Here is a 12,456-nt window from a genome sequence, read left to right on the forward strand (position 1 = left end):
AAGGGAGTTTAGCTCCCCATACTATCCGACTCAGTTATCATGACCGGCTTAAAAATACGCGTGTAGGATTAGGGGGTAAGCTTATGATGGATAAAATAGGTATTTTCCAAAATTTCATCGGCATGGCTTCTTATTCGTACCGGCTGGAATCAAGATATGACCATATCTATTTTGGAATATCGGCAGGTTTTATTCAGAGTTCTATCGATTTTAGTGATTACTATAACGATCCGAATTTTAATTACGATCCCGTCATGACTAATGGTGATGTATCGTCCCAATTCAAGTTTATCAGCGATCTTTCCATGGTTTATAAACATAAAAGTTTTCAGACCGGCTTTGCGCTTTCGAATGTAGGTTACGGGGAATACTCTTACTCAGAAGTACAAAGCGGCAATAAACCTTATGCAAACTACCATGTTCATGCGTTATATTCATTCCGGTTGGATGATCTGTGGCAGATAACTCCATTAGCTATTTACAGGGGTGGTAAAAACATGAAATCACAACTGGAAGTAGCCGCGCAAGCGAAATGCGATGATCGTTTTTGGGGAAATGTGGCGTTACGGGGGAAGGACATATTCTGTGTGGGAATGGGATTCGACGCCAGTAAAGAGCTGATTGTTAATTATACGTATAATTTTTCCACCGGGATTTCATTCAGCAAGTTTCAGAATCATGAACTGACTGTAGGTATTCGACTTTCTGCATTCTCCAAAGACGAAGATTTCAGGAATGAGAGCGGTTCATTTCTGAATAAAAAATAGTATCATGATGTATAATAGAAAATATATATTACCAGTACTGATACTGGTCTTTGGGTTATGGGGAACATGTGAGGCGTGCAAGTCTTTGCCGGGTAGCCCCGGTATCAGTTATAAGCAACAGGTATCAGATAGTATTGTTTCTGTCTCCGTACTACCAATAGCGGATTTTATTCCTGAGTACGGTGTTAATCTCCATCAAAGCGAATTGTATGTTCCCGTCACAATTTTTCGAAAATCAGGAAAACGAGCTTATTCGTCTATCCATTCGTTTAATCTTGTACCGAAAAATGATTCAATTACTTTTCAGAAGAAGATAAGGACGGGAGTCAGCAGTAGATACATATTAATTACATATACTACAGATAACGAAGGAAATAATGAGTTCCTTACTGTGAGAAATTTTAAGGGAGCACCAGAGCAAATCCTGATAAAAGGCCCGTTAGGTCCTTTCCCTTATAATTCGAAGAAATATGCTTGTGGAATGCCTTTCTTCGATGAGAATAGTGAAAGGTTATACTTTTGTTCTACGATGCCAGGCTCGATGGGAGGTTGGGACGTTTATTACATCGAGCGATCAAAAGATGGGTGGGGAGCACCACACAATATGGGTAAACGAATAAATACGCCCGGAAATGATGTTTTTCCTTCTGTAAGCAATGGGTTTTTAATCTACTCTTCCAGTGTTCGTCCTGGGAACAAGGATTTCGATAATTATATTGTAAAGATCGGGACTGGTACTTCTCCGGTTCCGATGAAGCTTATCAATACAGGGCAATCTGATTATTGTCTTCGGATCGCATCTGTCGCTCCTTTCCGTGCCGTAGGTGTCAAAGACAGTTCCCTGGCCTTTTTTGATTCAAAATATAGATTAAATGATCTAGTCAATCTGATGATTGAACCGGATACATTAAAAAAAGATAAGAATAGTGATTGTAGTATTGAAGATGATCGTGATGGTCAGGAGGTATCAAACTCTGCTGCTGTATCGGGCAACAATCAAGGTAAAATAGGTAGTCCCCAAAAAACAATAGGCAACAATAATTCGGTCAATACAGTAATGTCCGACTCTGTTGTGCAGGACGAAGATATTCCTGCGGTAGCTCAAAGTGCCAATAATGGTGTGGTGTATAACAGGATTTTCGATTCAGGCAGAGGTGAAAAAGATATTTCCAAAAACTCAAGTAGAACGACTAATAAACCTGTTTATACAATGATTTCCGAAACTGTGGGACAGGGAGATAATATTTCAAAGGTTGCTCAGGAAGAATTCAATAATCGTTTTTGTAAGATCTTTTCCGGGTATTGTTTACATTATAAAACGGATTCAATTATTCCTGTTCATAGTGATCGGAATTTGTTAGATATCCTTTCCTATATAATCGAGGCAAACCGACCGTGTACTGTTCTTGTCAGTGGTTTTGCAGACGAAAGCGGTAGTGGCAGCTATAATGACTGGTTGTCTTACAAAAGGGCAGAGAAGATGGAGAAACTGTTGAGAGGAAAAATCTGGCGAGCGGATGATGTTCGTTTTATAATGGTTATTTATGGTAATAAATTCGCAAATGGTACCAGCCAAATCATTAAATCAAAAGACAGGCATGTCCAAGTGAAAATCATACGCGATACGGTTCCCTCGTCTTCTCTTCTATATGCATACAAGATCACAAGTGCTAGTGATAAAAAGTCGGTAAGTGATTTAACAGATATTTTCGGGGTAGAGCAGGCACAAAAAACACGTATAAATCAGATGATAGAAAGTCCGGAGTCTGGGGATTATTTTTACGTGGGAATACAAAGTATCCACAAGGTCGCTCCCGGCGAAAGCTTAGATCAAATTGGCCAAAGATACGGTTGTCGGGTTCGCCAGCTTCGATTGGCGAATCATTTGGCAGGTAACAAAATTGAGACTGGTGAGTTTTTGATTATTCCTTTCGGAAGAAAGAGTAAGTTATAATGGTCAATATGTGTCGTTTTAAAATGAACGACCTGGGTCATATTGAATTGTTATGGAGTAAAAAGGCAATTTGAACAAACAGCCCCGGGTTTTATAAACTCTTTTACGCAAGAGCAAATAAAATACCAGGTTTTTTTTGTCTTCAGTCTTTTGTATAAAACATTTGGTTCTCAGGGGGCCGGTTTCCTGCTTTCAAGGTTGGTTTCCATGTTACAAGCAGGATTTCCCGGACCCCTATCTTTGATGTAGAATATTCTCTCTTTTAGGTCCACCTACCTATCTTTGTTGTAGGTTTTTCTATGCTGAAACTGGAGAATTCCTGTTTAAGGGTGCGTTGGTGCTACTATAGCATCTGAATTTGCTGTCTTTAGATGAGTATTTCACCCCCAAGCAAGCGTATTTTTCGGTATGTGAGATAGGACTTTGCTTTTTTCGAAATTTCTTTGTTAACGGGGCGATATGGTGGGACTTACGCCCACAAAGACATTGCTTTTAAATTTGCGAGCTGGATTTCAGTCGAATTTGAGCTGTACATCGTAAAGGAGTTCCAACGACTCAAAGAGGAGGAGCAAAAGCAGCTTGGTTGGTCGGCCAAACGTGAACTGACGAAACTGAATTACCATATACACACCGATGCAGTCAAACAGAATTTGATACCCCGGGAACTTTCATCTGCGCAGACATCGATAATTTATGCCAGTGAGGCCGATGTGTTGAATGTTGCCCTGTTCGGCATGACTGCTAAGCAATGGAGGGAACAGAATCCGAACCTGAAAGGAAATATCCGCGACTATGCTTCAATCAATGAGTTAATTTGCCTTTCGAATATGGAGAACCTGAATGCTGTATTCATCAATGAAAAAACCCCTCAAAAAGAGCGACTAATCAAATTGAACCAAATAGCTATTCAGCAAATGCTCATCCTTCAGGATACTGAAAACCGAAAATTATTAAAGTGATAAGGAAGAGGGAAGGTAAGGGGCCGAAACTTTTACGAAAACCCCACATGCATTTGCTCTTCTAGGAACACTTTCCGGTTCTTCTAAGCCCTTAAATCGCCGTTAGGCGATACGTGCGACGGCCGGTCAAAGTCGCCCGGGCAGCCCCTGTGAAATCAGTTGCATATTTCACAGGGCAGGAGTGAGCGGGAATGGTTTTGTGCGGGGATTCCGGGAAGTGGGCCGGAAAAGACAAAACCATGACGCGGGTGGAAGGATCACTTTGACTTGTTCTTTTGGTACTTTTATGACAAGATAAAAGTACAAGCATGTGAAAGAAAAAGGTACGGAAAAGCGTTTTCCGCCCTCTCCAATCCCCTGCGGTAAAAAAATATTTCCCTGCTTACTCCTTTCCAATACAGTGCGCACTCGTTCCTAATCCCCTGCGGTAAGGATTCTTTTCCTCCCGCAGAAAACTACCGAACACAGCTTTTCCCGAAGCATACATCCTTAAAATATTTTGTTAACTTGGTTGGACTTTAATGACCAATAAGCTGAGAATAAAGCAAAATATCAGCTTACACAAGCTTTTCATCAGGATATAAGAAAAAATAAACCCAAAAAATCAAACATGAGTATTTCAGAATTTATGACCGAGCAATTCGTTATTATACGGGACGAAATTATAAATGGAATTCCAAGTAGAGTTTTTGATTCTCATGAGTTTATTCGATTCTTCTCCAAAAGATTCGAGACAAAATATGTGGAAATTTTGAGCTCATATAAAGATGAACCATTTAGAAATGTTCATTCACAAATTGGAAAGTTTTTATCCGAACACCAAGAGGGTCTGAAAATTAAGAGTATTGGAACAATAATGAGTAAAAACATATTTGGTATTGACAACTCAAATGAAAAATGGGAAAAAACCTGCCTATAACAAATTGTAAATTGCATTGCTGGGCTTGTATGATTCACCATCCGCCAACTATGGAATCCCCGTTCAATTTTATTGCAAGGGCGAGTGTACCCATGAATGGCATGAAAGACTAATGAATTCGGATTTCTTAATAGTAAAAGCAAAATTCACGCTTTATCCGACAGATGAGGGCGGGCGAAAAACACCTATTGTTTCCGGATACAGACCGGATCATGTATTTGAGTACAAAGAAAATTCAGATGATTTGATAATGGCTTATGTTGGAGATGTGAATTTTGAAGGACAAGAGTCTTTGTCACCTGGAGAATCGGTAATGGCGACAATTCGATTTCTGAGGCACGGGGATATTGAGAGATTTATGCAAATTGGACGAGTCTGGTGGATTCATGAAGCCAGGAACAGAATAGGAGAAGCTGAAATCATCACGATATAAAAAATAAACACACTGCATTTACAACTATGTTGTATGCAAGCTTAAAATAAGACAGTGCTATATGATAACAAAGCATATTGTAATACAAAAAATTGAAGAAAACGGAACAATTGATGTTTTTCAAATTTCTTCTGATTATTTGCAATGGACTTTTGAGACAAGAAGGACTATTGAAGAATCTGATAAAGAATATTTCCCATTTGTAATAAATGGAAACATTAATATAATAAGGCGGAAGGCAGGAGCAGAAACAAAGATTACTGCACAGAAAGATAAAATAGCCTTTATAGATGATTATGGTCTACCTGGTGGATTTGTAGTTGGCATTCTATTTCCGAAGAACTTCATTCCTGATATTATAAAATTCAAGGATAAACCTTTTATTCCTGTAGGACTTGCAGGACAGGTGTCCACGACACCTCCCGGGCAGATACAAATTTTATATAATCAGTTAGAAAAAAGGTGTGCAATTATTATGAATATCCATTATCCGATTTGTTTTGGATTTAAATGTATTGCACAAAAAGTAAAAAAAGAACTTTTCCCGCATAGTGAAGAAACTTATGCCGAAGACTTCTTTGATATTTTACTATCAAGAGAGATGCTTGATGTAGAAGCAATAAAAAATGAAGATTTAAAAATTATTAATGAGACTCTGAACGAGACTGATTTAAATGATTTAAACGAATCTTTAAATGAAATTCTTTACTCTTTAAAATCAGGTGAAAAATCTCAAGCATTATCAGTGATTAAAAACATTGAAGGCAAAATAATGAATGGAAGTGCTCTCGCAGGAACCTTAACAACGATTATTGATTCTTATCAAAATGGTGGAATAACAGAGCAATTTGTTGGAAGCATTTTGAAATATATTAGTTTGTAAAGGCAGCATACAACACTTTGTATAAGTAATGGCATGCGATGTGGTAAATATCAAGGTTTGTAGCTCGCTCAAACTGCGTAGCGGTTTGATTGGAAATTCCCACGCAATCTGCCACTACTCAAACAATTTGCCGTTGGCACATAGTTGGTTTAGCACACCTCCCGAATAAGCTTCCCGCCCTTCCCAATTCCCTGCAGTAAAAAAATATTTCCCTGCTTACTCCTTTCCAATCCAGTGCGCACTCGTTCCTCATCCCCTGCGGTAAGGTTTTTTTTCTTCCCGCAGAAAACCATCCACAACAGCTTTTCCCTAAGTGTAATTCCTTTAAATTATTTTGTTAATTTAGTGAGCACTAACGACCAACTAAATGAAGATGAAGCAAAATGCCAGATTAAATGAATTCACGTATAGTAGTTTTTCCATATCGATATAGCGTGGAAAGAACACCTTTCCATCGTTATACAGGAAAAATAAACATACTACAGTTACAGCTACGCTATAGGGTAATCTGAAAGAGCGACCCCAAAATATTAACCTAACTAAAATAACATGGGACTAAAAATCCAAAAAAATAACATATATGGGTGGTTGGCAAGTACAACAAATAATGTTGTATCATCGGTTATTGCAAGTGCCTTATTTGCTATTTTATTTAGTAAATTATTTGAATATTCAGATGCAGAATTTTCCCGGAAATCACTTTGTATTATAATTGGGGCAAGTTTTATTTTGCTTAGTTTGATTCTATTCTTTCTAATAAGGTATTTTTCAAATAAGAAATTTATTCCAATTAAGGCTATCGTATTTGATTTCGATGGGACTCTTTCTAAAATTAAAAGGGTTGGAATAACCTCTCCTTGGGAATTAATATGGCTTAAACTTGGTTATAAAATAGCTGATTGCAAAAAATTATATACCAAATTTTACGATGGTAAAATAACTCATAAAAGATGGTGCAGGTTGACATATCAAAAATTTAAAAGCAAAAAACTGACAGAAAAACATTTAGAGGAGGTATCTAAAGACTTTGAACTTTTGGCAAACGTTAAGGAAGTTCTTGAACAACTAAAAGAACGTGGAGTCAGATTGTATTTAGTATCTGGTTCAATTATGCACTTGATTAAATATATATGGAATGATGAATTAGATTATTATTTTGATAGGTATGAAGCTAATGTATTTCGATTTAAGAATAATGAACTAGTTGAAATAAAAGGTACTGATTATGATTTTAAAGGTAAAGCTGTTTTTATCAAGGAAATTTTCAAACATCTTCAGTTAAAGTCTCCAAAGGAGATTCTATTCATTGGCAATTCAGACAATGATGAATATGCTCGAAAATCTGGTGCACGGACACTCTGTCTGAATGGAGCACTTACAAATCCTTATAATAAAAATGCGTGGGATGATACATACAAAACAGATGATTTTATAGAGCTAATGGCTTATATTGAAAAGAAATATCTAATAAAATAGCACCCTATAATAATGTGTGAAATAATAGTCGATACAGTATTGTATTCAAGGGGTGTAACCTGCTTCAAATTTCTTATAACTTGAATGGAAAGTGTCATGGAGTCTGCTTTATTTTTATGCTTGTCTTCGATATTAAGCTCAACCATTTCATAGGCATGTGTTGGAGAGGAGGCAAGGGGCCGAAACTTTTACCAAAATCACACTTGCTTTTACTCCAAACCTAACGTGATTTTGCGGCAAACCACACGTGCTTTTACCTGAAACCACACATGGTTTTGGGTGAAACCTGCGCTGGTTTTGCATTTAAATGCTGAATGCACCAATGGAAAGGGCATCTCCGGGCCAAGGAAAAATCCCTTACTACTACCAGCCTCATGGGGTTATAAGGTTACTTCAAAAATGGTACTAAGAATCTTCCATAAATGGTACTAAGCATCTTCGGCAAATGGTTATAAGGTTTTGCTCCATGTTGTACTAAGGATCTTCCACTGGTAGTTATAATGTCCTGCTCCGGGTAGTTACCTTATCCTTCCACTGGTAGTTATAAGGTCCTGCTTCTGGTAGTACTAAGTATTTTCCACAGGTAGTTGTAAGGTTGGGTTTTGTTTAAGAAACCCCGGTGTTTCCGCCCTCCCAATTCCCTGCGGTAAAAAAATATTTTTATGCCGTGAAAAAATAATTTTATAAGCATCCGTTTACAATTTTTACGTTAGGAAATTTTCATCCCCTGCGGCAAGGATTCTTTTCTTCCCGCAGAAAACCTAAGGTGCCTTTATGGTGGATGCTCACCACCATATGTGGCGGAATACCTCTACCATATGCGATCGCATGAATACGGCCGGAATTCTCCTCCTCGTACGCGCTCATTTTCCCGCCTACTGACTATGAAATCGTATGTTTCTATGGGGGTAACTCAAGAATGGTTAATGGGAACATTTCAAAATGTCTTATACGACAAGTCAATTAAACCCATGGTTATATCCCCGATTCCGGTTGCTCCTCAAGGGAGTAATCAAGAAATAACGAACAAAAATATTCAGAAAGGATTAAATTTGGTACAACAGAACAGCAACATGGAAAATGATTGGAACAAAACTATTGGGAATGTACTTAAACTTGCCAAGTGATGAAGCGAAATAAAATGTTGAGATTCATCTTTTTTTTACTTATCCCTGCAAGCATCTTTATTATTCCTATCATTTTGACATTGAAGGAACGTCAACTGAAGGAACAATTGAAAAAAGAAGGTGTGTATACAATAGGTCATGCATATAACGGAAAATACATTAATTCGCGATATAATGTCAATTTCCAATATAAAGCGAAAGATAGTACGTTTATATCAGATTATGTGAGATTCAAATTCGGCTTGCAAGTACCTAAAGGATTACCTGTATATATTAAGTACTTGCCGAATGACCCTGGTGTACACATGATCAATAGAGACTCAATTGTCCCCTTAAATGATAGCATAGAAGTGAAATACGAAGACAAAATGGTTGGTGGCTGGACATTTAAGTTACTTAAGAAGTAGATAAACTTTTTTTTGAAAAGCCCGGTGTTTGCCGGGCTTTTTTCATATTTCTTTATACGTACTTCTCACGCTACCTCAGCCGCCTCTGGCTTATTATTCTTTCTGGTAAAGAGCGCTACAATAGCGGTGGTGATAAGGCCCATGATGGGGGCGCCAATCAATCCCTGGATGATGTAGCTTTTCAGACTGTAATAGGTCTCGGCAGCTTCCTGCGTTAGTTTGCCAATACTCATCTCGTAATGGACGGCATTGGTGGAGTCGTTGGGTGAAACAGGTATTTTTATTCTGATGGAATCAGCCTTTTTAGGGTCCATCACAGCCCAAACCTCATCTCACCTCCGCGCGAAGCTGAACTTTACGGCCGGAGATGAAGAACTTTGTACGGAAAGATGAAGAACTTTCCAGACGAAGTTGAAGAACTTTCTGTGTGAAGTTGAAGAAGTTTCCCGACAAAGATGAAGAACTTTCCCTCGCGAGATGAAGAAGAAAATCCAGCGCTCGCAAGTTGAGTTTCCCACTGCCGCGAGATGCGCTTCTCACCAGGGAAAACACAAATACTGTTTTTCTCTAGAAAAGGGTAGGTGGCACCTCCGTTGGCCAGGTACACCCTGTGGATTATTTTGTTAATTTGGTAAGACTTATCGACCAACGAAAAGAAATTTGAAAACGGCAGCAGGCATAAAAACAATAAAAGAATTGGAGAAATGGTTGAAAGACAACTGTTATTCAATGAATAGTTACAGCATTAACGGAAACATTATCAACGAAGGTCACGGACTTGAAAATAATGGCGGGCTTTACCAATGGTACTATACTGAACGTGGAGAGAGAAGAACGCTTGAATATTTTGTGAACGAAAAAGATGCTGTCGAATATGCTCTGGAAAAAATAAAAATGGACGAGCATGCAAATCGGAATTATATCGGAATGTATAAAACCGATGATGAAGCGGAAGAAGTATTGTTGGAATTGAGAAAACGTGGAGTCGAATATTGGACTGACAAAATACCTTATGGTGGGCTAAATGACTGGAGGACCAGAATTTTCGTAATTGGTTGCGGAATAAAAAAAGTAAAAGACTTGATTCAAGATAAACAAAAACAGCGCAGAACTACATCTAAAGATAAAGGTGATGATTCCGCCATGGCAAAAGAATATAAGCTTTGGTTTAAACTGAAAAGATTATGGTCTTAACCCGTCTTGTTCTCATACAAAGCCTTTTCATCAGGATATAAGAGAAATAAACATGCTACATTTACAACTACGTTATTGGGCATTTAAAAATCGCTAATGGAGACAGGTAATTCATATGTTTATTTTGCTCTTAAAGGAGATAATTTTGACACTGACGAGGTGACAAACAGACTTGGTATTGAACCAACAGATTCCTGGCGTCAGGGAGAAAAAGGGAAATATAAATCTGCGGTTGAATTTGCAAGTTGGAAATTAACAGCTGCGAAAGGAAAGGAATACTTGCAAATTGATAATTTGGTTGATGAGATTGTGTCTTTGTTGTATGACAAAATCGAGATTATTAATGATTTAAAAAGACAATTTGAATTGGACTCAGTGGTAGAGATTGTTTTATACATTGATACGAATGAAGACGCTTCAATGCCATCATTAGGACATGACCTAAAAACAATTGAGTTTCTCTATCGGACACAGACAAAGACAGACGTTGACATTTATAGATTTAATTCGGCATACGATGAAACGTAGCAAAACTCAAAATAGCAATGTTAAACATGAAGTATGGCAAGACAGAGAAGGGTTGACTACATTGTGTTTGGCTGATGAGAGAGGTGACGATTGCAGAAAATCACTTGAATCTGGAAGTAAAATAATTCATGAGTTTTATGCAAACAGCCATTTTGAAGCAATGACAATCTACTACAAGTTTATGGACTGGGGAATATATACAACTGAATTCGAAATTGACAAACAACCATATGAAAAGAAAAACGCCCTGTAACATTTTGTATAAGTAACGACAGGGAAAATAACTCGTAATCTGTCACTACTCCTACAATTTGCCGTTGGCACATAGCTGGTTTAGCACATCTCCCGAATAAACTTCCCGTCCTCTCCAATCCCCCGCGGTAAAAAAATATTTTTCTGCTTACTCCTTTCCAATCCACCGCGCACCCGTGCCTCATCCCCTGCGGTAAGGTTTTTCTTCCCGCAGAAAACAAACTGCAGCACCTTCATTTGCCAGGCACACCCTGTGAAATATTTTGTTAATTTAGTTGAACTTTACGACCGTGGAAAGAACACCTTTCCACCACGTTATAAGAAAAATAAACGGACTACATTTACAACTACATTAGCGGTAAGCAAAATAGACCCATCTTGAAAATATGGAAATAGAAGAATATTATAAAAAGTTAGAAGAAATCGCAATTGAGTTGGAAAAAATGCAAGTTGCTACGCATGAATATCTGAATGGTAAGATAAGTGAAGACGATAGTGAGATTAAGGAATTAATTTCATTTCGTAAAGACTTTATTGATTCGAAGGAGCTGGACAAAGTATTAGGCTATTTGATTATTGGTTTCTTTAATCAATGTTCAGGAATTGAAAGAGTTGCCTGTTTTGTAATGACATTTGAGATTGACGAGATTAAAACAAAGAACAATTGGGAAAAGCGTTGCAAACTATATTCAGCTGAACAACCTATATTTCAATTAGAACCTAAGTTGTTTGAACATATCAGAACAAAAAGAAATGGAAAGCAAGACTTCGAATTAATAGATTTTTCAGTATTTAATCAAATTAATGATTCTGAAATTATCAAATCAAATGAATCATACACATTGATCGATTCTGCACTGAATCCTTTAATTGTTGTTTGGGCTAAAGAAAGTTTCAAAGATAATCCTTTATATATAAGAGTTAACCCCTTTAAAGCATTTAAGGAACAACCATTGCAAACACTTTTTGAATCAATATTAATGCCTGCCAATCCCAATTGGTGGAGAAATTTATCAATACACAATAGAACAAAAGAAGGAGCTTCTTATTTGTTGGACGACTGTTCTCCAGCGAAGAATGAAAGACAGTTTTGGGAATTTCATGTAAAAAAGATTCGAAGATTAGAAGTTATTGCAAAAAGAAATAGCAAAGGCAATTTATCTATGATGATTGAAGAGCTAACTAATATTGATTCACAAGGGTTAATGTTCGGGAGAATGATTCACTTGGATACGGATAGTCCATATGGAACCGACTTCAATGATTCGACTCTAAATCATTTGGATTTAGCAATAAATGTTTATGATGGAAAGGGTGCGTCACTAAGGAATGATGATAATTTATCAGCAGGGAATAAATCAACTGATGCTTCATATAGAACGCATCTATTACGAATTGAGAATATTCCATTTAAGGCCTTGTTTGGATTTGCGATTTCATTCTTTAAGTCTCAGACTTTGACTGGAGAATGGTTCGAAGACCAATTTCAAAATGTTAGCGACTAATAATGGGATATTAAAAAATGTCTGTATATCCATGGGCTGTAGACGTTTCAAA

General features: G+C 37.5%; 13 protein-coding genes. 12 read left to right on the forward strand and 1 reads right to left on the reverse strand.

The features are described from left to right. The 8 genes from T426_RS0107805 to T426_RS0107855 all read left to right on the forward strand — a co-directional run. The coding region (locus T426_RS0107805) for a PorP/SprF family type IX secretion system membrane protein (RefSeq protein WP_157604978.1) at positions 1 to 767 on the forward strand (767 nt) is incomplete at its 5' end. Positions 768 to 771: 4 nt separating this feature from the next. Beyond that, on the forward strand, positions 772 to 2,721 hold the full coding sequence (locus T426_RS0107810; protein ID WP_025866247.1) for a LysM peptidoglycan-binding domain-containing protein: 1,950 nt from the start codon (positions 772 to 774) through the stop codon (positions 2,719 to 2,721). Between the two features lie 443 nt (positions 2,722 to 3,164). Continuing rightward, complete coding sequence (locus T426_RS23055; RefSeq protein WP_234406899.1) at positions 3,165 to 3,680, forward strand: KilA-N domain-containing protein; 516 nt, start codon at positions 3,165 to 3,167, stop codon at positions 3,678 to 3,680. A 610-nt stretch (positions 3,681 to 4,290) separates the two neighbouring features. Next, the gene (locus tag T426_RS23060; RefSeq protein WP_036985130.1) at positions 4,291 to 4,599 is read left to right on the forward strand and encodes a hypothetical protein; all 309 of its coding nucleotides are present in this window, start codon (positions 4,291 to 4,293) and stop codon (positions 4,597 to 4,599) included. A gap of 112 nt (positions 4,600 to 4,711) precedes the next feature. Next, the gene (locus tag T426_RS23065) at positions 4,712 to 5,032 is read left to right on the forward strand and encodes a hypothetical protein (protein ID WP_051568957.1); all 321 of its coding nucleotides are present in this window, start codon (positions 4,712 to 4,714) and stop codon (positions 5,030 to 5,032) included. Positions 5,033 to 5,093: 61 nt separating this feature from the next. Then, entirely contained in the window at positions 5,094 to 5,915 is an 822-nt protein-coding gene (locus T426_RS0107835; protein WP_025866244.1) for a hypothetical protein, read from the forward strand. A gap of 549 nt (positions 5,916 to 6,464) precedes the next feature. Continuing rightward, positions 6,465 to 7,391, forward strand: a complete 927-nt coding sequence (locus tag T426_RS0107845) for an HAD family hydrolase (protein WP_027585497.1) — start codon at positions 6,465 to 6,467, stop codon at positions 7,389 to 7,391. Positions 7,392 to 8,517: 1,126 nt separating this feature from the next. Then, the gene (locus T426_RS0107855; protein ID WP_025866239.1) at positions 8,518 to 8,925 is read left to right on the forward strand and encodes a hypothetical protein; all 408 of its coding nucleotides are present in this window, start codon (positions 8,518 to 8,520) and stop codon (positions 8,923 to 8,925) included. 65 nt (positions 8,926 to 8,990) lie between these two features. On the opposite strand, the gene T426_RS23070 is transcribed toward T426_RS0107855, so the two are convergent. Then, positions 8,991 to 9,239 (reverse strand): DUF4199 domain-containing protein, encoded by a 249-nt coding sequence (locus tag T426_RS23070; RefSeq protein ID WP_051539216.1) that lies wholly within the window; start codon positions 9,237 to 9,239, stop codon positions 8,991 to 8,993. A gap of 346 nt (positions 9,240 to 9,585) precedes the next feature. Between T426_RS23070 and T426_RS23075 the strand changes: the two genes are divergently transcribed. The 4 genes from T426_RS23075 (at position 9,586) to T426_RS0107885 (ending at position 12,404) form a co-directional block, all read left to right on the forward strand. Beyond that, complete coding sequence (locus tag T426_RS23075; protein WP_025866237.1) at positions 9,586 to 10,119, forward strand: hypothetical protein; 534 nt, start codon at positions 9,586 to 9,588, stop codon at positions 10,117 to 10,119. Positions 10,120 to 10,215: 96 nt separating this feature from the next. Continuing rightward, entirely contained in the window at positions 10,216 to 10,647 is a 432-nt protein-coding gene (locus T426_RS0107870) for a DUF4279 domain-containing protein (RefSeq protein WP_025866236.1), read from the forward strand. Beyond that, positions 10,637 to 10,900: a hypothetical protein gene (locus T426_RS0107875; protein WP_025866235.1), complete on the forward strand. Its 264-nt coding sequence runs from the start codon at positions 10,637 to 10,639 to the stop codon at positions 10,898 to 10,900. Before T426_RS0107870 ends, T426_RS0107875 begins: the two co-directional genes overlap by 11 nt. Before the next feature lie 385 nt (positions 10,901 to 11,285). After that, positions 11,286 to 12,404, forward strand: a complete 1,119-nt coding sequence (locus T426_RS0107885; protein WP_027585498.1) for a hypothetical protein — start codon at positions 11,286 to 11,288, stop codon at positions 12,402 to 12,404. The last annotated feature ends 52 nt before the right edge of the window (positions 12,405 to 12,456 follow it).

The sequence above is a fragment of the Prolixibacter bellariivorans ATCC BAA-1284 genome (assembly GCF_000621705.1).
Taxonomy (GTDB): domain Bacteria; phylum Bacteroidota; class Bacteroidia; order Bacteroidales; family Prolixibacteraceae; genus Prolixibacter; species Prolixibacter bellariivorans.

Bases quoted from the DNA above. Each gene is read 5' to 3' on its own strand.
- T426_RS23070 (WP_051539216.1), bottom strand. From the start codon at position 9,239: ATGGACCCTAAAAAGGCTGATTCCATCAGAATAAAAATACCTGTTTCA.
- T426_RS0107845 (WP_027585497.1), top strand. From the start codon at position 6,465: ATGGGACTAAAAATCCAAAAAAATAACATATATGGGTGGTTGGCAAGT.
- T426_RS0107810 (WP_025866247.1), top strand. From the start codon at position 772: ATGATGTATAATAGAAAATATATATTACCAGTACTGATACTGGTCTTT.
- T426_RS0107855 (WP_025866239.1), top strand. From the start codon at position 8,518: ATGAAGCGAAATAAAATGTTGAGATTCATCTTTTTTTTACTTATCCCT.
- T426_RS0107875 (WP_025866235.1), top strand. From the start codon at position 10,637: ATGAAACGTAGCAAAACTCAAAATAGCAATGTTAAACATGAAGTATGG.
- T426_RS23060 (WP_036985130.1), top strand. From the start codon at position 4,291: ATGAGTATTTCAGAATTTATGACCGAGCAATTCGTTATTATACGGGAC.
- T426_RS0107885 (WP_027585498.1), top strand. From the start codon at position 11,286: ATGGAAATAGAAGAATATTATAAAAAGTTAGAAGAAATCGCAATTGAG.
- T426_RS23065 (WP_051568957.1), top strand. From the start codon at position 4,712: ATGAATTCGGATTTCTTAATAGTAAAAGCAAAATTCACGCTTTATCCG.
- T426_RS0107870 (WP_025866236.1), top strand. From the start codon at position 10,216: ATGGAGACAGGTAATTCATATGTTTATTTTGCTCTTAAAGGAGATAAT.
- T426_RS0107835 (WP_025866244.1), top strand. From the start codon at position 5,094: ATGATAACAAAGCATATTGTAATACAAAAAATTGAAGAAAACGGAACA.